This window comes from Neobacillus cucumis (assembly GCF_023715505.1).
Genome location: NZ_JAMBOH010000001.1, coordinates 139,352 through 157,855 on the forward strand (window position 1 = coordinate 139,352; position 18,504 = coordinate 157,855).

General features: G+C 37.6%; 27 protein-coding genes. 9 read left to right on the forward strand and 18 right to left on the reverse strand.

What is annotated here, in order from left to right; translation table 11 throughout:
- Positions 1-55: 55 nt before the first annotated feature.
- Both M3226_RS00715 and M3226_RS00720 read left to right on the forward strand, forming a co-directional pair.
- Complete coding sequence (locus M3226_RS00715; RefSeq protein ID WP_251561677.1) at positions 56-1,183, forward strand: amidohydrolase; 1,128 nt, start codon at positions 56-58, stop codon at positions 1,181-1,183.
- A gap of 303 nt (positions 1,184-1,486) precedes the next feature.
- Positions 1,487-2,044 (forward strand): GNAT family N-acetyltransferase, encoded by a 558-nt coding sequence (locus tag M3226_RS00720; protein WP_098529381.1) that lies wholly within the window; start codon positions 1,487-1,489, stop codon positions 2,042-2,044.
- A gap of 47 nt (positions 2,045-2,091) precedes the next feature.
- Here M3226_RS00720 and M3226_RS00725 read toward each other — a convergent pair whose 3' ends face one another.
- Entirely contained in the window at positions 2,092-2,244 is a 153-nt protein-coding gene (locus M3226_RS00725) for a hypothetical protein (RefSeq protein ID WP_251561679.1), read from the reverse strand.
- A 107-nt stretch (positions 2,245-2,351) separates the two neighbouring features.
- Positions 2,352-3,125, reverse strand: a complete 774-nt coding sequence (locus tag M3226_RS00730; protein ID WP_251561681.1) for an SDR family oxidoreductase — start codon at positions 3,123-3,125, stop codon at positions 2,352-2,354.
- Between the two features lie 168 nt (positions 3,126-3,293).
- Between M3226_RS00730 and M3226_RS00735 the strand changes: the two genes are divergently transcribed.
- From M3226_RS00735 to M3226_RS00750, 4 genes are all read left to right on the forward strand, one after another.
- The gene (locus M3226_RS00735; RefSeq protein WP_144562888.1) at positions 3,294-3,536 is read left to right on the forward strand and encodes a spore germination protein; all 243 of its coding nucleotides are present in this window, start codon (positions 3,294-3,296) and stop codon (positions 3,534-3,536) included.
- 13 nt (positions 3,537-3,549) lie between these two features.
- On the forward strand, positions 3,550-3,792 hold the full coding sequence (locus tag M3226_RS00740) for a spore germination protein (protein WP_098529384.1): 243 nt from the start codon (positions 3,550-3,552) through the stop codon (positions 3,790-3,792).
- Between the two features lie 21 nt (positions 3,793-3,813).
- Positions 3,814-4,284: an Hsp20/alpha crystallin family protein gene (locus M3226_RS00745; RefSeq protein ID WP_251561683.1), complete on the forward strand. Its 471-nt coding sequence runs from the start codon at positions 3,814-3,816 to the stop codon at positions 4,282-4,284.
- A gap of 102 nt (positions 4,285-4,386) precedes the next feature.
- Complete coding sequence (locus M3226_RS00750; protein ID WP_251561685.1) at positions 4,387-4,767, forward strand: hypothetical protein; 381 nt, start codon at positions 4,387-4,389, stop codon at positions 4,765-4,767.
- Between the two features lie 64 nt (positions 4,768-4,831).
- On the opposite strand, the gene M3226_RS00755 is transcribed toward M3226_RS00750, so the two are convergent.
- Positions 4,832-5,293, reverse strand: a complete 462-nt coding sequence (locus tag M3226_RS00755; RefSeq protein ID WP_251561687.1) for a FixH family protein — start codon at positions 5,291-5,293, stop codon at positions 4,832-4,834.
- A gap of 128 nt (positions 5,294-5,421) precedes the next feature.
- Between M3226_RS00755 and M3226_RS00760 the strand changes: the two genes are divergently transcribed.
- Positions 5,422-5,664, forward strand: a complete 243-nt coding sequence (locus M3226_RS00760; RefSeq protein ID WP_251561689.1) for a DNA alkylation repair protein — start codon at positions 5,422-5,424, stop codon at positions 5,662-5,664.
- Between the two features lie 200 nt (positions 5,665-5,864).
- On the opposite strand, the gene M3226_RS00765 is transcribed toward M3226_RS00760, so the two are convergent.
- The 9 genes from M3226_RS00765 to M3226_RS00800 all read right to left on the reverse strand — a co-directional run bounded on the left by M3226_RS00765 (position 5,865) and on the right by M3226_RS00800 (position 14,340).
- A complete protein-coding gene (locus tag M3226_RS00765) occupies positions 5,865-6,689 on the reverse strand; it encodes a hypothetical protein (protein ID WP_251561691.1) in 825 nt (274 codons plus the stop codon).
- A 91-nt stretch (positions 6,690-6,780) separates the two neighbouring features.
- Positions 6,781-7,698 carry a CobW family GTP-binding protein gene (locus M3226_RS00770; RefSeq protein WP_251561692.1) on the reverse strand — a complete coding sequence of 306 codons (918 nt, stop codon included), beginning with the start codon at positions 7,696-7,698 and terminating at the stop codon, positions 6,781-6,783.
- Positions 7,699-7,757: 59 nt separating this feature from the next.
- Positions 7,758-9,269 carry a S41 family peptidase gene (locus M3226_RS00775; RefSeq protein ID WP_285857674.1) on the reverse strand — a complete coding sequence of 504 codons (1,512 nt, stop codon included), beginning with the start codon at positions 9,267-9,269 and terminating at the stop codon, positions 7,758-7,760.
- Between the two features lie 188 nt (positions 9,270-9,457).
- The gene (locus M3226_RS00780) at positions 9,458-11,854 is read right to left on the reverse strand and encodes a heavy metal translocating P-type ATPase (protein WP_285857697.1); all 2,397 of its coding nucleotides are present in this window, start codon (positions 11,852-11,854) and stop codon (positions 9,458-9,460) included.
- A 222-nt stretch (positions 11,855-12,076) separates the two neighbouring features.
- Entirely contained in the window at positions 12,077-12,781 is a 705-nt protein-coding gene (gene deoD / locus M3226_RS00785) for a purine-nucleoside phosphorylase (protein WP_251561694.1), read from the reverse strand.
- A gap of 150 nt (positions 12,782-12,931) precedes the next feature.
- Positions 12,932-13,186, reverse strand: coding sequence for a hypothetical protein (locus tag M3226_RS00790; protein ID WP_251561696.1), 255 nt, complete (start codon positions 13,184-13,186; stop codon positions 12,932-12,934).
- Positions 13,187-13,305: 119 nt separating this feature from the next.
- Entirely contained in the window at positions 13,306-13,527 is a 222-nt protein-coding gene (locus M3226_RS00795; protein ID WP_251561698.1) for a hypothetical protein, read from the reverse strand.
- An 11-nt stretch (positions 13,528-13,538) separates the two neighbouring features.
- On the reverse strand, positions 13,539-13,673 hold the full coding sequence (locus M3226_RS32135) for a hypothetical protein (RefSeq protein ID WP_285857675.1): 135 nt from the start codon (positions 13,671-13,673) through the stop codon (positions 13,539-13,541).
- Between the two features lie 253 nt (positions 13,674-13,926).
- Complete coding sequence (locus M3226_RS00800) at positions 13,927-14,340, reverse strand: hypothetical protein (RefSeq protein ID WP_251561699.1); 414 nt, start codon at positions 14,338-14,340, stop codon at positions 13,927-13,929.
- Positions 14,341-14,676: 336 nt separating this feature from the next.
- Between M3226_RS00800 and M3226_RS32140 the strand changes: the two genes are divergently transcribed.
- Complete coding sequence (locus M3226_RS32140) at positions 14,677-14,802, forward strand: hypothetical protein (protein WP_285857676.1); 126 nt, start codon at positions 14,677-14,679, stop codon at positions 14,800-14,802.
- Between the two features lie 60 nt (positions 14,803-14,862).
- Here M3226_RS32140 and M3226_RS00805 read toward each other — a convergent pair whose 3' ends face one another.
- From M3226_RS00805 to M3226_RS00825, 5 genes are all read right to left on the reverse strand, one after another.
- Complete coding sequence (locus tag M3226_RS00805) at positions 14,863-15,171, reverse strand: YodL domain-containing protein (RefSeq protein ID WP_251561701.1); 309 nt, start codon at positions 15,169-15,171, stop codon at positions 14,863-14,865.
- A 145-nt stretch (positions 15,172-15,316) separates the two neighbouring features.
- The gene (locus M3226_RS00810) at positions 15,317-16,087 is read right to left on the reverse strand and encodes a sporulation protein (protein WP_251561704.1); all 771 of its coding nucleotides are present in this window, start codon (positions 16,085-16,087) and stop codon (positions 15,317-15,319) included.
- An 11-nt stretch (positions 16,088-16,098) separates the two neighbouring features.
- The gene (locus M3226_RS00815; protein ID WP_251561706.1) at positions 16,099-16,896 is read right to left on the reverse strand and encodes a serine/threonine protein kinase; all 798 of its coding nucleotides are present in this window, start codon (positions 16,894-16,896) and stop codon (positions 16,099-16,101) included.
- Between the two features lie 12 nt (positions 16,897-16,908).
- On the reverse strand, positions 16,909-17,088 hold the full coding sequence (locus M3226_RS00820; protein WP_251561708.1) for a hypothetical protein: 180 nt from the start codon (positions 17,086-17,088) through the stop codon (positions 16,909-16,911).
- 190 nt (positions 17,089-17,278) lie between these two features.
- On the reverse strand, positions 17,279-17,452 hold the full coding sequence (locus M3226_RS00825) for a YozD family protein (protein WP_098529412.1): 174 nt from the start codon (positions 17,450-17,452) through the stop codon (positions 17,279-17,281).
- 167 nt (positions 17,453-17,619) lie between these two features.
- Here M3226_RS00825 and M3226_RS00830 point away from each other — a divergent pair, with 167 nt between their 5' ends.
- Positions 17,620-17,787: a hypothetical protein gene (locus M3226_RS00830; RefSeq protein WP_176541152.1), complete on the forward strand. Its 168-nt coding sequence runs from the start codon at positions 17,620-17,622 to the stop codon at positions 17,785-17,787.
- On the opposite strand, the gene M3226_RS00835 is transcribed toward M3226_RS00830, so the two are convergent.
- Positions 17,788-18,438 carry a hypothetical protein gene (locus M3226_RS00835; RefSeq protein ID WP_374110526.1) on the reverse strand — a complete coding sequence of 217 codons (651 nt, stop codon included), beginning with the start codon at positions 18,436-18,438 and terminating at the stop codon, positions 17,788-17,790.
- Positions 18,439-18,504: the final 66 nt, after the last annotated feature.

Here is an 18,504-nt window from a genome sequence, read left to right on the forward strand (position 1 = left end):
CATATGTTGCTAAAATAGATAAAATACCATTAATAACATAAAGAAAGGTTTTACTATGGATAAAATACTTTTGAAAAATGCTAATGTATATCCGGTCACTTCAGCACCTGTCAAATACACTGATATCCTTATTGAGAAGGGCAAGATTAAAAAAATTGACAAAAATTTAAAATCAGATTTAACAGTAAAAATAATCGATTGTTCGGACTCGTATTTATTCCCTGGTTTTATTGATGTCCATACACACTTAGGCTTATATGATGAAGGGACTGGATGGGCCGGCAATGATGCCAACGAAACAGTCGAAGCGCTTACACCCCATATTCGAGCAATTGATGGAGTTTATCCATTAGACCAAGCTTTTAACGATGCGATTAAAAGCGGTATTACAACGGTTCATGTGATGCCTGGAAGCGCAAACGTGATTGGTGGTACCACTACGGTTATTAAAACCACCGGGAAAAATATTAAGAAAATGATTATCCAAGAAATAGCTGGGTTAAAAATTGCCTTAGGGGAAAATCCAAAAAGGATTCACAGCCATGGCAATAGTGATTCGATTACTAGAATGGGGATCATGGGAATGCTTAGGGAAGCTTTCTACAAAGCCATTCATACGGATAATCCTGAAGATCTTCGAATTGCTCCGCTTGTAATGGCGTTAAAGAGGGAAATACCGGTAAGGATTCATGCGCACCGTGCGGATGATATTATTACAGCGGTTCGTTTTGCAGAAGAATTCCAGCTTGATTTACGCATCGAACATTGTACGGAAGGCCATTTGATTGCCAGTGAACTAGCAGGACATCATTTAAAGGTTTCTGTTGGTCCAACATTAACAAGAAGATCAAAGGTTGAATTAAAAAATAAAACGTGGAAAACGTATCAAGAATTGACAAATCACGGTTTAGAAGTATCGATTACAACTGATCACCCTTATACACCGATCCAATACTTAAATATTTGTGCCAGTCTTGCTGTTCGTGAGGGTTTACCGGAACAAAAAGCCCTTGAAGGAATTACCATTCTTCCTGCAAGAAACCTAAGAATTGACGATCGATTAGGCAGTATAGAAGAAGGGAAGGATGCTGATTTAGTCCTCTGGACCCATCACCCTTTCCATTATTTAGCGAAACCGAAATGGACGATGATTGGCGGTGAAATCGTTTATTCGGAAGGCTAAGAATGTGTAGAAAATTGGTAAAAAATATTAGCGAAAAACCGCAAAAAACCTATTTCCTTTTTAAAATTTTTCTTGTATTATACTCTAAGTGAAATGATTTTGGACCTGATGGATTTGGGGGTTTACGAACAAAATTCGGTAACAAAAAAATGATATAGGGAAGGCAAATGGTGCGCCACCAGTTTACTGGTTCTAGTGGGTTCGATTCCCACCCCGAAATTTTTTACGCAATTTTATAAAAAATTTCGAGGGTGGACCGCTTCTTTACACATGGGATCGGAATGCCCTAATGGAGGGATTTTCATGTTGAAAAAACGTGATCTTCATGACAGCCATACACTGTACGAGTTAATGACGCATCCAGATGTCTTCCCTTTTGTACGTCAAAAAGCTGACTCATATGAAGAATTTTTATTTATGACGAAACAAACCATTGAGGCGGAAGAACGCGGTGAAATAATTTCACGGACCATTCTTGATGAATGGGGTAACCCCATTGGTACAATTAATTTGTTCGACATTGAAGAAAATGCAGGGTTCTTAGGGACTTGGCTTGGCAAACCCTATCATGGGAAAGGGTATAATAGCCCGGCGAAAGAGGCATTTTTTAACGAACTCTTTTATGAAGCTGGAATTGAGACTATTTTTATGCGGATTAGAAAAGTCAATATTCGCTCGATTAAAGCAGCAGAAAAACTTCCTTATGTTGTAAAAGCAAATGAAACGAGAGCATCGCTCTATGCGCAATTGAATGCAAATGGAGAAGTTTATGACTTATATGAAATTCCAAAAGACTTGTATACCTTCCATTTTTTGCGAAACGGAACAGACCAAACAGATTCTCAATTACTAGAGGCATAAAAAGCAATCGGCATGCGCCGATTGCTTTTCTTTTCGTATGAAAACAATTATTCCAATAAATTTTGGTCATTATCGACTTCACTTAGTCCCATATGGAGCAAAAATTCGTTTAATTCCTCATTTGTTAACGTTTCAAAGCGGCCATCATGAAAAAACACTTGGGTTTGATTGGGATTAATTCGGTTCATGTTAAAACTCATAATTTACTTTGCTCCTTTCATAGATGAATAAATTCTATTATCTACAAAAGCAGCCAGTTTCATTCAGAAAATCAAATTGTTCAAAAACTTTTGAACATATTTAATTTTTAAGTTCTTAATGCCTTTCCAAGGACATCTACCCCGCCGGTTACTGGTATTATACTTCCTGTAATAAAATCAGACTGCTCATCAATTAAAAATTGGATAACGCGGGCAATATCCTCACCCGTGCCCAGTCTGCCCACCGAGTGCTTTTCACCTCTTAACGAAATGGATTCTTTAATGCTTTTTTCCTTCCACTTTTTTGTAATATCCCCAGGACAGATCATATTAGCGGTAATCCCATGCTCCGCTTCTTCCATTGCAATTGTTCTTGTTAAGGAAGCCAAACCCGTTTTTGCTGCTGCAAAGGCTGATCGGTAAATCCAGCCAGGGGTGGTTTCAACACGATCAAATCCTAACGTAATAATCCTGCCCCAGCTTTGTTTTCTCATCAACGGAATAATCAGTTTTGATAAATAAAAAACCGCTGTTAAATTACCTTGGATTAAATAATCCCATTCCTCAAAGGAGTAATCTGTCAGTTTTTTTCGTTCATGTATGTACGGACCGGCATTATGAACTAAAACATCGACACTTGAATAGGCTGAGAGAGACTCATTCACAATGCGTATGCAATCCTCTTTGTTGGAAACATCGCCTTGGATGGCGATATTTTTCGTCCCGTAATGATCATTTAATTGCTTTACTAAGAAAACTGCCTCTGACTCACTTTTACGATAGTTGATCACAAGTTGATACCCATTTTCTGCAAGTAGTTGTGCCGTTTTTTTGCCGATACCAGAAGCTCCTCCTGTAATCAAAGCCGTTTTCTTTTTCACAATCATTACCTCGCTTAAAAGAATTCTCTCCTTATGTATATGTTAAAAAGAAATCATTATATATGCAAATTTTATCTCATGTCCCTATTTAAGGGATTTGAAGTTTTGATAACGGATGGGCGAGTGGTTGCATATGATACGAATAACTACAATAAAGGATGTGACAGGATGCAGACTGTAATTAATATCTTCAGCCTGAAAATCAACAGTGTTTCTAACAACGGGTCTGTCAACATCGGCGAAGCCCTTCATAATGCCCATACAGCTAATTCAAAATCCCAAGGTCAAAATTCATCCTACGGAGATTTTGCACCGCCGACAGCGGCCATGGAGAATGTCTTTATTGATCCAGATATCAATGATATGGGTGATATCGCAAATCCATCGAACGTCTTTAGTAATTCGAGATAAAGGACTGAAAAAAATGCCCTTTCAAATAAACATTTTTAATATAAAGACGAATTCCGTTGCTAACAATGCCAATATTTCTCTAGGACCTTCCGTCCAAAATAGCCATACTGCTAACCAAAAATGGATCGGATCCAATTTTGCCTTAGGGGATCTTTCTCCATCAAGTTCGTTTTCTCTAAATGGCTTCGGTGACACAGATATTAGTGACCAAGATCAAATTGCAAACCCATCCTCACCAATTGCCAATCAATTTTAGTTATTAGAGAGGTTGAAAGACATGTTTCCTTGGAATATGTTTCCTTTTACAAAGGATATGAAAGAATCATTACAAAAAATGAAACCCGATGAGATTAACAATTATGTTCAGGATCTTATTGGAAAAATGATGCCTAACATGGGCAATATGATGAATGGTCAAGATTTATTTAGCAGCTTTCAAACACCAGAAACAAAACAGAGATCGGCCAATGCATTGAATTCATCGGCCTTTGAGACACATGATTATGTATTTGTAAGAATTCCCATTCGAAACGAAGACTGGCTGAATCAGCTTCGCCTCTATCATACTTCTAATCAGCTTATCGTTGAACATATTCCGGAGCGAGAGGATTCTAATACCATCACTCTTCCAGCTATTGTTAAAAAGAAAGGCGCTACGGCAAATTATAAAGATGGAATTCTGGAAATAAAAATCCCTAAAAATATTGATATGCAGTACTCACAAATCGACGTGACAGAAATTCTGTAGACGTTGATTTTTTTTGCATGTTTCCGGTTATTACAAATAAGATTAACTAAGGCGTTATCCAGGTTCGGTTTTGAACAAACCAATTCTGAATAGAGGGTTTTTATGCGATCCATCTTTCGCTTGTTTACTTCAAATAAAACTTTTACGAAAAAAATATCGGAATTGGAAAATAAGCTATCCTCATTAGAGTCAAAAATTATTGAGGTCAAAACAGAGGTAAAATCCCTTAGTGTCCCTGATGATAAAAAAGAAAAAGAAAGTCCTCCAACTGTTCAAATTAACCATCTGCAGGTTGACCAAATTGTTATTGAACACTTGGATTATGCTAATAATTTTGGCCAATTAGGTATTAAAGAATTATCAGGCAAGTTAAATATCGGTTCGACATATGAAGGAGATATTTCCGAAAAAGTAAAGGAAATCGTGAATCAGAAGCTTGGAAAGGAAGCAACGGTTAATATTAAGGCAAAAAAAGAGGAATAACGATACTAACTTACAACTTAAAGACAGCCAAATGGCTGTCTTTGTTATGTATAAACCCGTATGATTATTGACTTTTGTGATCATCCGTGTTCATACCATCCATAGAGTGGACCGATGTAGAATCTTCCTTCTCACTTGGTTTCCCAATCGTGAACTCCTTCATAGGCATATTATGCATGTCCCTGGCGGTTACATGAGAAATAATATAATAAGTACCTTCTTGTTGAAATGTTTTTTCTAACCGATAAACACCATCTTCTGCATGTTTAAGGGCAATTTTCTCGTGATTAGGATCTTTTGATCGCCAAACCTCAAAAGTAACTTCCGCATCATTAATTTTTTCCTTTCCCTGCGTAACCTTAGCCTCAAATATGATTGGCTTATTTGCCTCACCAGGATTAGGTTTTACTGATAAATTCACATCCACCATTTCCGGCATATCATCTGTTTTCTCTTGCTTATTGCTACAGGAAACAGCTACACTTAAAGACAGAATTGTAATAAGCATAAGTACTATCTTTCTCACGGCTTTTCTCCCCTAACTTAGTTGGTTCATTAATTGATGATTCAACACTTCCTTCACTAGCATTGTTACATATTTAGCAATATTATTGCAAAAAATAATGTTTAACAAAAGTAAGAAAGGAGAAACCTATGTCAACCCCTTACAAATGTCCGAATTGTAAAACAAATCGAAGCCGTTTTAATATTATTCAACAAGTTTCTCAATCTGTTAAGCTTGACCCTCAGTCCGGAGATGTTATCCGCCAATATGGCGAAAATGAGCTGGAACCATTTCATCTCCCCTACAGCGGACCAGATTATCGAGTCCAATGTGGTGCTTGTGGTTTAATCGAAGATGAACTGACCTTTATCAAATTTGGTGAACAAAGATAATTCATGAGAAAAGCGCAAAGCGCCCGCCTATCGGCGACAAACACAAGACGAGCCGGCCGGAAGATTGCTTTTTAACCTTTTGGACGGATTGGATTGTCATCTCGAGCCGAAGGCGCCTGGCGCAAGACAATTTTCAAAATCAAAAACTTTGATACTTATCTCATTTAAAAACACCTTTAGACATTCTAAAGGTGTTTTTGTTAATTAAAGTTATTTTCTTTTATAAATGGTTTGGAATCGACTCTCCAAACATCTGCAGGAGAAAACCTAATTAAATGGATCTGTCCTCGAAACTTTTGCCTGCCGACCTCTTTAATATACCAATCGATTTCAGCAGGTACATCTAAACTTATTTCTTGTGTGAGGTCTTCTGGCGGTAGAATCTCTAATCGTGTGATCCTGACATTTTCAACTTTATCGAGTATTGGGTTCCATTTTACTTTTTGCAGTGAGATCTTCGAGACAATGACAGAATCCTGCTGTTTGAAACCAGCAATATAGGCATTTATGACCTGATAAGGGTCTGCATTTGCCAGGTATTCATTTAATTTGCCTGAAGCCTTATATATCATAAGCATATGTGACAAGTCCATTGAATTGGTTCGATGCGTTGTGCTGCCGTAGAAATGAATGCAAAAATGTCCAGGAAAATTATTATGCAATGCCCCAGCTCCGTGAGGCATTCCGTGCATGGATGCCGCGATCCGCTGTTTTTTATGAATAACATAAATAGCGCGGCGTTTCCAGCTCCACTTTCCTCCATAGATTTTTTTCATAATTTTTGTATCTTTCACGGTGAGCGGCTGTACATCCGCATGGTGACTTCCGGCTCGCCTTTGTACCTTAAACTTTTTCCCTGTTTCCATATCTTGGACAGTGAATTTCGAATATTTCGGTAATAAATCATTAACCTTGTTCCAATCCGTAATTTCTCCATTGTCCTTAATCTCATTTGCCGCATGGACTCCATATCCATTTAGGAGGATTTGAATAACTAATAAAAAACAACAAACTGCCTTCTTCATTTTGTGCTCCTCCTTTAATGGTTTTTTGCTACATTAAAAGAGTTACCTGAAGTGGAATTTATCATTCATTCATCCCTCATTTTTAAACAAGCTAAACTGTCTCTGTCTCACTTTCAAGTAAGACAAGCTGTTGTTCAATAATCCCCCAATCCACATGTTCACCGATAAATACAAGATTCAAGCGCATGTTCATATATTCCTTCATGTACAGCGGCATCCCATAGGCATATTGGAAAAGAAGGGGAAGTTCCGAATAGTGAAACTTTATATATCCTTTTATCCGATATATGGTATCTGGTAATTTCTTTAAAAATTTTTCAAAACTGGTATCGCTGATTGGTTTATGAAACTGGTAAACGTAGGTAGATAAGTTTAAGTGAATGTGACTTGATTCCTTTTCTACATTCATAGATAAATTTCTTAGCCGGTCCATCGGAACCATTGAGTAGCTGGTTAGTAAACATTGTGCTCTTGGATTTAACCCTTGCATCTCAAAAATCAGCTGAGCCTGCTCATTTTCTTTTAGTTCATCAATTTTGTTAATCAGGATAAAGTCCGCATTCCTTACTTGTTCAAGAATCAATTGCTGCAGCTGGGGGCTTAACTCATTTCTGTTTTTCCACCTAGTTCCATCTACTGTCGTAATAATCCCTTTTATCAATAATTGATCTGCAAACAGAGGTGAAAGAATGGAGTCTAATACTTCCACTGGATGGGCCGCGCCCGTTGTCTCAATATACATCACTTCCGGCTTTTCCTTCATCAATAGTCCATGAAGCTGGGCTTCAAGCTTGTCCTGAATAGAACAGCATATACATCCTCCTAATAACTCACTTAACAAAACATCTTCTTCAACCTCATTAGAGTCAATTGAGACTTGACCAAGCTCATTCATCAAGACTGCTACTTTTCTCCCGCAGCTGCGCTCGTCGGCTAGGAAACGTTTTAATAGTGTAGTCTTCCCGCTTCCTAAAAATCCTGACAATATGTATACCTCTGTCTTTTTCATAGTTCTTTCCCTTCTGTAATAAAGTTTAACCCGACTCCTGTAGGAATCGGGTTAAAATGTTATTCCATTCGACCTTTTAGTATCTCTACTGCTTTTTGTAATTGGGTATCGCTGTTTTTAATTTTCTCACGTAATACATCCATAAGCTTTAAGGTAGAGTCACCCTTTAATACTCCATTAGCAGGCAGCTCCTGAGCTGTTTGGAATTTGATGACTGCTTGTTTTGTCTTATCGTCAAAGAATCCATCTTCCCTGCCCGGATCATATCCAACTGCCTTCAACATTTTCTGGGCAGTTTGTACCTCTGTCGATGAAGTGGAGATTGCCAGTTCTTTATCTGGGTTAATTATCGGTAAAGTGGCATAATCGGGGAGCGCCACTTGAACATCCGGTACAATTCCCTTCTTGTGAATCCAGTTACCGTTTGGTGTTAACCATTTAGCAATGGTATATTTTAGATTTGAACCATCTTCAAAATCAGCTGCGGTTTGAACCGTTCCTTTTCCAAAGGACTTTTCACCAACAAGTGGTACACCTGCAGATTCTTTTACAGCTGCAGCAAATATTTCAGAAGCACTTGCACTGCCGCTATCAATTAAGACAACAAGAGGTAGATCAGGATTTCCTTCATTTTGTGAAGCAATTTCCTTAATTTTTCCGTTTCGGTCCTCTTCCTTGACAATAATTTTTCCTTTAGGGACAAACATACTTGTAATGCTCACCGCTTGGTCCAATAATCCCCCTGGATTCTGGCGCAAGTCTAGAACAAGACCTTTCATTCCTTTTTTCTGGAGATCAGTTAAAGTAGTTACCAATTCTTTAGATGTATTGCTTGAAAAACTAGTTATTTGAACCTTTGCGACTCGATCATCGACCATTTCCCCATAAACGGTTTCAATTGGAATCGTGTCACGAACAATCGGTACGGTCATTGGTGCAGCCATTCCTGGCCGTTGAATAGACAATGTCACCTTTGTTCCTTTTTTACCTCTTATCAAGGTGACAGCTTCAGTCGAATTCATCCCTTGAAGACTTTTTCCATTTACGGAGATGACCATATCATTTGGCTTTAAACCTGATTTTTCAGCAGGAGACCCTTTAATAGGAGAAACGATGACGATGTGCCCGTCCTTCTCTTGGATTTCGGCACCAATCCCTTCAAATGAAGAGGATATGCTGTTATGAAAGCTTTTCGCTTCGTCATCACTCATATAATCTGAATAAGGGTCGTCTAATGATTTGACCATCCCGTCAATCGCACCATTAATCAGTTTCTGCTGATTGACATCCTTATAGTAGCCATTTTTTAAGGTATCAAATGCTTCATAAAGCTTATTAAATCCTGTTCTGTCCGGCGTAACTGTTACCACTTTTTCTTTTCCAAACGCTAGAGCGAAGGTTGTAATCCCAGCCGATAAGAAAACAAGGAAAAATAGCAGCATAATAAAATGAAACTTTTTCAAGCGTATGTAACCTGATTTATTTTCAATCACTTGCTCTTGTTCTGCTCTTTCCTCCTCAACCTTCAGTTGTTCTCCATTTTTTTCATCCAAAGCCTTCACCACTTTCATTCACCATAAAAATATCTCACGGGTTAATCTCACATTTTTTGAAGCGATTTTAAAAGTAAACCCTTAGTGATTAGAATAACATCTTTTATATAATATTAACAAAGAAAAGCTAATGAATATAATAAGAATTACATTTTCCTTTATTTTATCCAAAGAAAAACGGCACTACCCATTGGTAAGTACCGTTTCTATATTTTTACTCTCTTCAACCGTAGTGAGTTAGATACCACAGAAACTGAACTAAAGGCCATTGCAGCCCCTGCTACCCAAGGGGCTAGCAGCCCAAATGCAGCAATCGGAATCCCTCCAGAATTATAAATGAGTGCCCAAAAGAGATTTTGCCGGATATTTTGCATGGTTTTTTTACTTAAAGAGATGGCTTTCGGGACCAATGTAAGTTCTCCACCAAGAATGGTGATATCAGCTGCTTCAATGGCCACATCCGTCCCGGTACCTATGGCAATGCCAATATCGGCCACGGCTAGGGCAGGGGCATCATTGATCCCATCACCCACCATCGCTACCTTTAACCCTTTAGACTGCAGGTCCTTTACATGTGTAGCTTTTTCTTCTGGGAGAACTTCGGCAATGACGTTTTGGATTCCAACCTGATTTGCAATGGCCTTAGCTGTCCGTTCATTATCACCAGTCAGCATATATACCTTGATATCTAATTCTGATAATTGCTGCACTGCTTGCGCAGCTGTTTCTTTTACTGTGTCCGCTACTGCCACCATTCCCATGATCGTATCATTTATGGCAATATACATGGCCGTTTTTCCTTCTGTTTCAAAACGAAGAAAATCGCTTTCCAAGTCCTGGTATGAAATGCTTTTTAAATTCATAAGTTTACGTGTCCCGACATAAACCTCATCATTTCCAATTTTCGCTTCAATTCCATATCCTGGTATCCCTTTAAAACGTTTTACCGGTAAGGTGCTTGACCGTTTTTGCATTCCATATTTAACGATCGCTTCGGCAAGAGGATGTTCAGATGACTTTTCAGCTGAAACAAGATACTGGAGGACCCTTTTCTCATCCTGATAGGCAATAAAATCAGTTACAACAGGTTGTCCTTTCGTAATCGTACCTGTTTTATCAAAAACGATGGCATTAATTTTATGGGTGGTCTCAAGGTATTCCCCCCCCTTAAAAAAAATCCCCATTTCAGCCGCTTTCCCTGTTCCCACCATAATCGAGGTCGGGGTAGCAAGTCCAAGTGAACAAGGACAAGCAATAACGAGAACAGCAATCGCGGTTTCAAGGGCAGAAGGGAAATCGTTCGGATTAACAAGTAGAAACCAAATCATAAACGTTAAGATTGATACAGCAACTACTACAGGGACAAAATAACTAGATATCGTATCCGCTAGCCGTTGAATGGGTGCTTTACTACCCTGTGCCTCCTCCACAATTCTAATAATTCCTGCAAGTGCAGTATCTTTTCCAACCTTTGTTGCGGTCATAGTCAGCGTTCCATTTTTATTAATAGTCGAACCAATTAGTGTGTCACCAATCGATTTCTCTACCGGGATGGATTCCCCCGTAATCATCGACTCATCCACTGAAGATTGCCCTTGAATCACTTGCCCATCAACTGGAATTTTCTCACCAGGCCTCACAACTATGCAATCGGCTACCTTCACATCATCGATTGGAATTTGCTGTTCTTTTCCGTCTCTAATCACTGTGGCTTCTTTTGCCTGAAGGTTTAGCAGTTTTGATAAAGCAACAGTTGTCCTCCCTTTTGCCATTGTTTCCAATAACTTTCCAAGCAGAATTAACGTAATAAGAACCGCACTCGTTTCAAAATAAAGATGCGGCATATAAAAAGGGTTTCGGATGGTCTTTATGCCTTCTGCAAAACTATAGAAATAGGCTGCAGATGTTCCCAATGCGACAAGAACATCCATGTTTGCACTTTTGTTTTTAAGTGCCTTGTAGGCAGCGATGTAAAACGAACCTCCAATATAGAACTGAATCGGTGTGGCTAAAAGGAATTGAAACCATGGACCCATTAAAAGATGCGGTACTGGCAGGCTCAGGTCAACGGGAATATGCGCCAGCATCGTATATAAAAGTGGAATTGTTAATATCACGGATAGGAGGAACTTTTGTTTCTTCTGTTTAATTTCCTCCTCTTTATGCTGTTGCTTTGATTCCCTTTGCCCTTTCTCCTTCGCTTCATAACCAAGCTTATTAATTTTATCCTTTATTCCCTGAATCGTAACCTCCCCCGGGTTATATTCAACACTTGCTGATTCAGCGGCTAAATTTACGGTTGCGTGTTTAATACCGTCTATTTTGTTTAAAACTTTTTCTATTCTTGTTGAACATGCCGCACAGGTCATCCCATATATATCAAACTCAGTTTTCTCAAAGCGTACACCATAGCCGAGATTCTCAATTTTAGTGATAATATCATCGCTAGTTACTTTGTTTTTTTCATAGGTAATGATTGCACTTTCCAACGTTAAATTGACAGTGGCATCAACACCGTCCATTTTTTTTAGGACTTTTTCTATTCTTGTGGAACATGCTGCACAGGTCATACCAGTTATATCTAATTTGAGCTGCTCTTTCATTTCGTTCACCTCATTCATACTATACCCCTGGACCCTATATAACACAATGTATATTCGACCTTTGTGTCGTATTTGATTTAACAACTTATATACCAACTTTTAATAACAATTTTCCTTACTGTATTAATTGGTACTATAATTAAATTCTTCATTTTACAGTGGAGTTCCTTTTTACAAAAAAGAAAAAACCTCTTCCAGATTGGAAAAGGCATCCTAAAAACATTATTCTTTAGTCGCAGCTTCTAATGCTACTTCAATCATATCATTAAAGGTTAATTGTCTTTCTTCTGCTGTTGTCTCTTCACCTGTTAAGATATGGTCACTAACAGTAAGAACGGAAAGAGCCCTGCGATTAAACTTTGCGGCTAATGTATAAAGTGCCGTTGTTTCCATCTCAATTGCAAGGATTTGATATCTAGCCCATTTCTCAAGATCAGCATTATCATTATAAAATGAATCAGCAGTAAAAATATTCCCTACTTTTAAATTAAGACCTTTTGCAACCCCTGCATCATAAGCCTTTCTTAGCAAGTCAAAATTTGCTGTCGGAGCAAAATCGACATGACCAAAGGTTAGACGATTAATATTGGAGTCGGTTGAGCTTGTCATGGCCAAAATGACATCTCTAACTTTTACATCCTTTTGAATCGCACCACAAGTACCGACCCGAATAAGGTTTTGAACATTGTAACTTTGCATTAATTCATTAACATAAATTGAGATAGAAGGAACACCCATCCCAGTACCTTGGACAGAAATCCTTTTTCCTTTATATGTTCCGGTGTAGCCAAACATATTCCGAACTTCGTTGTAACATTTGGCATCTTCTAAAAATGTTTCCGCTATATATTTTGCCCGAAGTGGATCCCCAGGAAGTAATACTGTTTCAGCAATCTCATTCTCTTTTGCCTCAATATGTACACTCATAAATAAACCTCCCAAAAATAGTAAGTACAGTAATAAGTTTGTACCATAGGCACTATGAGTATCCCCATAACTAAAGTTCGGGGTTTCGAAAGAATAGGCTTTATAAGCCGCATTGTCTTTACGTGGGCTACCACCAGTCCCGCTATTACATCAGGCAGAGGCCTTCAGCTTTGCATGTGTTTTTTTCATTATAATGATTTTCATTGGGGATTGAAGAAACTGCTTTCTTTCAAGTCCATCAAATGCACCCTTTACATGTTTTCGGTCAATATTAAAGGCGCCATTTACATCTGCATGAATGACCACTTTCGATCCTTTTATCTTGTAAGAAACCATACAACTCCGATACCCGTTAAAATTAGGATCATTTTCGTCACCGTAAGTTGGGATTGGGTCATTGTCCAAAAAGCTAGACTTACTGGTATAGTTCTTCAGGGTCGATGACCTGAATACCTTAACGTTCGGCCTTGTATCGAATCATTTCTATGAATGTCGTATACGGAAATTGGATGAAGGTGTGCTTATCAGACCTTTTGATTTTTACTTCCGATTTCCAACCAGTAATTCTTCCAATGATGATGGAATCGGTGGTTCTTTCTAAGGGCAAACTCCACCACTTTTGAGCTTGCTTTATGTAAAAAATCCATGACGCGATTATTCCTTTTTCGTTTTCGATCCAAGGAAATCAACCGGTTAGTAGTACATATCCCTTCTTTTGGACCTATCCCATTTCTTATAATGCACATGTATTTAGCTCTTAATTTGTTATAGTATTGATGGATGATTTTAGCCCTGTGCCCTTGATAAGCAGCTGCTTAAACCCAGTGTTATCGACGGTAGTTGCCAGGTTATCGACTCCTAAATCAATACCCATTACCCGTCTTGGCGTCAATACAAATTCACTTTTTTGTTTATCCGTTCTTTTGATTTCTTTTTCTAGTACTCCTTTAAAAACAATCTCTATTACATAGAGACCATAGGAGGGGACAATCCGAACCTGTTGTAATTTCCCTTTAGATTGAGCGATTTTCCCCAGGTTTAATTACAGATGGGTTCCTGGTAATTTTAATAGATTTCCATCTTTTATTACAGTAATTTGATTCGTCAAATAGCATGTTGTGCGGCGCATTCTTTCGTTTGTATTTTTAGAATCTTCGGTTTTCCAGAAACGCTTTCGGAATTAATTTTATATTTTTTAGTGCTTCAAAATAGCTTTTCCAATCATCATATACTTTTTTCATCGTTTGTTGATTGGACTGAGAGGGCATTAAGGTATAATCCATCTGTTTCATAACCTTAAATAACGCTTCTACAAAGGCATATCCAATGAAGGATTTCTCTTGGATTGGCCTTTCGAAGAGTTTAAATCTTGGTTCAATTATTTTTCCTTCTTTTTCTACTTTCTTTGGTTTTTCTCTTTCTTTCACATAGCTTTTTATGCGAAATTCATTCATATGGGGCAAAAAAGGGTCAATATCCATTAACACTTGAAGTTGATTTTCATTTCTTATTTCTTTTCTAAATGACGTGTAAACCTGACGAATATAGTAATTTGTCATGTTGTACAAATTTTTCGCTATAAAACATAGCGAATCGCAGTAATCAAATATCTCATGTTCAGGATGAATTTAAATTTTATAGGAATTATACAGGGTATTCACCTCCTTATTAACGAGAACAAATGTTCTATTTTTATTTTGATTATAACACATTATACAAAAAAGTATAGTGATATCACTTGATTTCATTGTAAAAAATAAACAAAAAAGGCTTATATCCCAATAGCTAAAGATAGGGGTTTTACGCTGCTTCTTGATAATCGTTTTTTATTGAAAACGAAGACATGATTTTTTGAAATTGTGGAAAACTATTATTAGGTTAAAGGAGGGGTAATAATGGGTAAAAAACACCGAGCACGTATCCGTGGGAAAAAAAAGAATAATCACATCCCACCTGAAGCCATTGTGGCAGAACATGATGCACACGCAAAGGAATATAGTGCAGAAGACCGTAAAAATTAATGTATTTACTTCCTACTAATAAAAATAAACCTAAGGTCCGTCCTTAGGTTTTAAGCATTATTAACGAATATTGATTCGATTGACTAGGTCCCATCCACCTGATTTTAATTGATAATAATATTGACCGCCGCGTCCTTCATCAATTAAAATAATATCACCTGTCGACATAAATCTCCCCCTATAATTAGCCGGAATTCTATCGGTCACATTAAAGCGGCTAAACGTTTCATGTAAGCACTGCTTGCGGCTGCTGGCAGGAATAGTGGTCCGATACACCTCTTTATATCCTCTGCGTTCACGGTACCTTGGAGTTTGAAAGATTGTCACATCATATGAGTTACATGCCTTTTTCGTTAACATTTTGATCATCTTATCCCTCCAATTATTTATTATCTATTCTAATAATTGGCGATAACAAGTGTCGATTCCTCCATTAAAACTTCAATTATTTTGTCTATTTTCATTTTTCAGCAAAAAACAATAGGGTTAAAATGACCCTATTGTCCTAATTCCACTACGAATACTTTTGGATAACGTTTTGAATTTTTTGCTGTAAGAATGGGATATCCTCATTTGTAACCGTTAATCTTACATTGCTCTCATCCGTTCCTAACGCCTCAGAGAATAAACCTGATAATCCTCGGGCACGTCTATCAACTTGGAAAATAATATCAAGAGAACCATTTCCAGCTGGAAAGAATACTACTTCTAATTCATCTAATCTACCGCGGAATAATCCAGAAGTTGGAACAAATTCAAATTCCTGAACAAACGGTAAACGGCCGCGTAATCGGCGCGGAGCTTCCTCACAATCTGCCTCACGGATTCTAAACCCCAACTGGTCTATTGCATTAAATACAGCAGACATTAGTGGATTAGGGACCACTTTTAAGTAGTCTTGATCACTAGGGTCGACTGCCCCCTTAATATCCAGCCCAGTAGTCACCCATACTTTTGAACGACCAATCGAAAGCGGTGTGTCATATGGCAGCTGAAAGGAGAAAGGGATATCCCTTTTCTCATTGGCCCGAATCGTGAACGGGGTTGTTAACCGGAACCGGTCAATGGTTGCTGTTACAGAGTATTTCCTGTCATCTGACTCTCTTAAGTAGGTTGTGCTTAAAGCAAGATATATTTCATCAATCTGCTGATCAATCTTCCCTCCTTTAATTGCCACCACACCTTGAACTGTTTCTCCCGGCATGTACGTATCCTTTTCAAGCTTTGTGTCCACCTCAGCAGATCCAATTCCCACACTGGCAAATACTTTGTTAAAAAATGACATTTTTTCTCCTCCTAGGGACGTAGCTTTTCTATATCTACTCTGAGTTGTGAGCAGTCTTCATATGCAGGCTCAATCTGTAAAAGTCTTCTAATAATGTGTTTTGCCCAGGATGAAATTTCTAATTCTTCTTCCCAGCTTTTTTCCTTTTCGTGCTGATCAAAAGAACAGTTGGAATACAACAGAAACAATAGGAAATGGCCGAGTCCATAAAAGTCAGCCTGAAAATTAATTCCTTTTTGTAAATTTAATCCTTTTGTTCCTGTTATACCCTCTTTTTTCTGGCGTAAATATCTCCCTAACCCTAAGTCAATTAGCCTGACCTTCGCCCCATCAAAGATGACATTCGGAATCCGAATATCCCGATGGATAATATCTCTGCCATGCAAATATTCGATTAAGGTCAGTAATTCATTAGCTATTTTAAAAGCACCTTGCTCAGATAGTGTGAAGCCCTCAGAAAAGATAAGCTGTTCAAAATTTTTCCCATCAATGTATTCCATGGTATAAAAAGGAATTTTATTATAGGTTCCCTCTTCGAAATACTGAGGGAATCCCGGATGATGAATGGATTTTAATAATTCCTTCTCCAGTTCAAAGCCTTCTCTGCCTGATTTTGTGATTCTTTTATGAATCCTTAATGCTTTTAATACCTTATTTTGCTGGGTAGAGAGATCCTTAACTAAATAACTGTGCCCATAGCTGCCCATACCAAGATGTTTGATTATTCTAAATTCACCGGCAATAGTTTTGTCAGATGGTAATGGTCTTTCAAACAAATTAGAAAAGAACAAAACAGTCCTTTTAAACATTTAAACCCCTTTTTAGCTGCTAAAAAAACTAGACAAAAAACTGCCGCTTTTATGCTTTTTTTTGTAATGATGGTGTCCATAATGACTGTGTTTATGGTGATTCATTTTCTTCCACGCATCACTAGAAGATGAGTATTTGTGATGATTGTTTAATTTTCCGCTTATAAGAGATTTAAGGATTTTCTTTAACATAAAAACCCCTCCTTAGGTTCGTAATCATATATACGAGGCAAACAAATAAAGGTTTCGTTAAAAAACAAAAAAAAATATTCCAAAGCTCATAGGAGTTAGGATACATGTTGATTACAAACAAAAAGCGAGCTATCATGCTCGTCTTTTGCCATATCTATCATTAACGAGGAGGACTCTTTTAATTAGGCAGTTAGTCATCCTCTACTTCTTCATCAATAATACTCTTTTCAATCAGATATTCGAAGGTTATATCTGCGAGTTCTTCTAATTCTTCTTCGCTAGGAACGTAACCCCGCTTCACCAGCTCATGAAAGAAAAATTCGGCAATTTCTTCTGTATCAATAAACACTTCGATTTCTCTCATAGCATCGCCCCCTTTTTAGAGAATGTATGATGTACATGGCCTTTTCATGCTAGTTACTTTTGAAAGTCATTTCCATGTTCCCATCTTTATAAAGTTCCTATCAATTTATGTCTTTTTTTGAGTGGACAAGCATAAGATGAAAAAAAAGAAGTTGATGAGGTGATAGAATGTCAAATTTCAAATTGAAGTTAGAGGCATTTATTGAAGATGTAAACAAGGAGGATGGGTACACCCTCCAACTATTTGAGAAGTTGACTAACACCATGTTTTCTTTAATAAAATGGGCCGGCATTCCCTTTGTTCTTTATTTATTGTTTGAGATTTCAAGATGGTAGTTACACATGGCTTTTGCCATCATTGTTTACCAGGCTTTCTAATTTCCTAAGAATTACCCGCATCACTTGATAGTATTCTTGATCTTGAAACATTTCATATAAAATCCGGTAATCATTAAATATGTCCAATAAGTTATCGATTAATTCCTTTTTTTCTTTTTTTCGTTCTATTTCCTCAAATTCAGCCTTTCGGACCATCCCTTGAACCTTAGGAGTTTTTTCAGTTTTTTCTTGCTTATTGACTAAGTATAGGAGACCAAGCTTTTGGATGAAGGTATCAGCATTCTCGGCATCAGCGACTAAGGTTAATTCCTCTTCGCCGGCTTCAAGCCATTCTCCATCACTAACCCGAGATAGTTCGTAAATAACATCTTCCCAAGCATCTTCTTTGTAACGCCAAATTTCCGTTCTAAAACCGACTACCTTAAATAAATCAGCGCCATAGCCACTTACTTGAACTAAGTCACCGAAAAAGAATTTATACTCAATATCGATCTGTTCCTGCTCTACCAAGGTGCCCTCATATTCTGAAAGCAATTGAAGGGCTTCTTCTATATAGAGTCCTTCACTCTTATTGACTTCATAAACGTAATTGCCGTCCAATAATTTAATATCTGTAAATTTTCTAAATTTATTGGATATCCGAATCATTGTAAAAATTATGTTTAGACACCATAATAAATAAAAAAGAAAAACTCGTATACCTTTTGGGCACAC

Bases quoted from the DNA above. Each gene is read 5' to 3' on its own strand.
- M3226_RS00715 (WP_251561677.1), top strand. From the start codon at position 56: ATGGATAAAATACTTTTGAAAAATGCTAATGTATATCCGGTCACTTCA.
- M3226_RS00720 (WP_098529381.1), top strand. From the start codon at position 1,487: ATGTTGAAAAAACGTGATCTTCATGACAGCCATACACTGTACGAGTTA.
- M3226_RS00725 (WP_251561679.1), bottom strand. From the start codon at position 2,244: ATGAGTTTTAACATGAACCGAATTAATCCCAATCAAACCCAAGTGTTT.
- M3226_RS00735 (WP_144562888.1), top strand. From the start codon at position 3,294: ATGCAGACTGTAATTAATATCTTCAGCCTGAAAATCAACAGTGTTTCT.
- M3226_RS00740 (WP_098529384.1), top strand. From the start codon at position 3,550: ATGCCCTTTCAAATAAACATTTTTAATATAAAGACGAATTCCGTTGCT.
- M3226_RS00745 (WP_251561683.1), top strand. From the start codon at position 3,814: ATGTTTCCTTGGAATATGTTTCCTTTTACAAAGGATATGAAAGAATCA.
- M3226_RS00750 (WP_251561685.1), top strand. From the start codon at position 4,387: ATGCGATCCATCTTTCGCTTGTTTACTTCAAATAAAACTTTTACGAAA.
- M3226_RS00760 (WP_251561689.1), top strand. From the start codon at position 5,422: ATGTCAACCCCTTACAAATGTCCGAATTGTAAAACAAATCGAAGCCGT.
- M3226_RS00765 (WP_251561691.1), bottom strand. From the start codon at position 6,689: ATGAAGAAGGCAGTTTGTTGTTTTTTATTAGTTATTCAAATCCTCCTA.
- M3226_RS00770 (WP_251561692.1), bottom strand. From the start codon at position 7,698: ATGAAAAAGACAGAGGTATACATATTGTCAGGATTTTTAGGAAGCGGG.
- M3226_RS00775 (WP_285857674.1), bottom strand. From the start codon at position 9,269: ATGAAAGTGGTGAAGGCTTTGGATGAAAAAAATGGAGAACAACTGAAG.
- M3226_RS00780 (WP_285857697.1), bottom strand. From the start codon at position 11,854: ATGAAAGAGCAGCTCAAATTAGATATAACTGGTATGACCTGTGCAGCA.
- deoD (WP_251561694.1), bottom strand. From the start codon at position 12,781: ATGAGTGTACATATTGAGGCAAAAGAGAATGAGATTGCTGAAACAGTA.
- M3226_RS00795 (WP_251561698.1), bottom strand. From the start codon at position 13,527: ATGTGCATTATAAGAAATGGGATAGGTCCAAAAGAAGGGATATGTACT.
- M3226_RS00800 (WP_251561699.1), bottom strand. From the start codon at position 14,340: ATGACAAATTACTATATTCGTCAGGTTTACACGTCATTTAGAAAAGAA.
- M3226_RS32140 (WP_285857676.1), top strand. From the start codon at position 14,677: ATGGGTAAAAAACACCGAGCACGTATCCGTGGGAAAAAAAAGAATAAT.
- M3226_RS00805 (WP_251561701.1), bottom strand. From the start codon at position 15,171: ATGATCAAAATGTTAACGAAAAAGGCATGTAACTCATATGATGTGACA.
- M3226_RS00810 (WP_251561704.1), bottom strand. From the start codon at position 16,087: ATGTCATTTTTTAACAAAGTATTTGCCAGTGTGGGAATTGGATCTGCT.
- M3226_RS00815 (WP_251561706.1), bottom strand. From the start codon at position 16,896: ATGTTTAAAAGGACTGTTTTGTTCTTTTCTAATTTGTTTGAAAGACCA.
- M3226_RS00820 (WP_251561708.1), bottom strand. From the start codon at position 17,088: ATGTTAAAGAAAATCCTTAAATCTCTTATAAGCGGAAAATTAAACAAT.
- M3226_RS00825 (WP_098529412.1), bottom strand. From the start codon at position 17,452: ATGAGAGAAATCGAAGTGTTTATTGATACAGAAGAAATTGCCGAATTT.
- M3226_RS00830 (WP_176541152.1), top strand. From the start codon at position 17,620: ATGTCAAATTTCAAATTGAAGTTAGAGGCATTTATTGAAGATGTAAAC.
- M3226_RS00835 (WP_374110526.1), bottom strand. From the start codon at position 18,438: ATGATTCGGATATCCAATAAATTTAGAAAATTTACAGATATTAAATTA.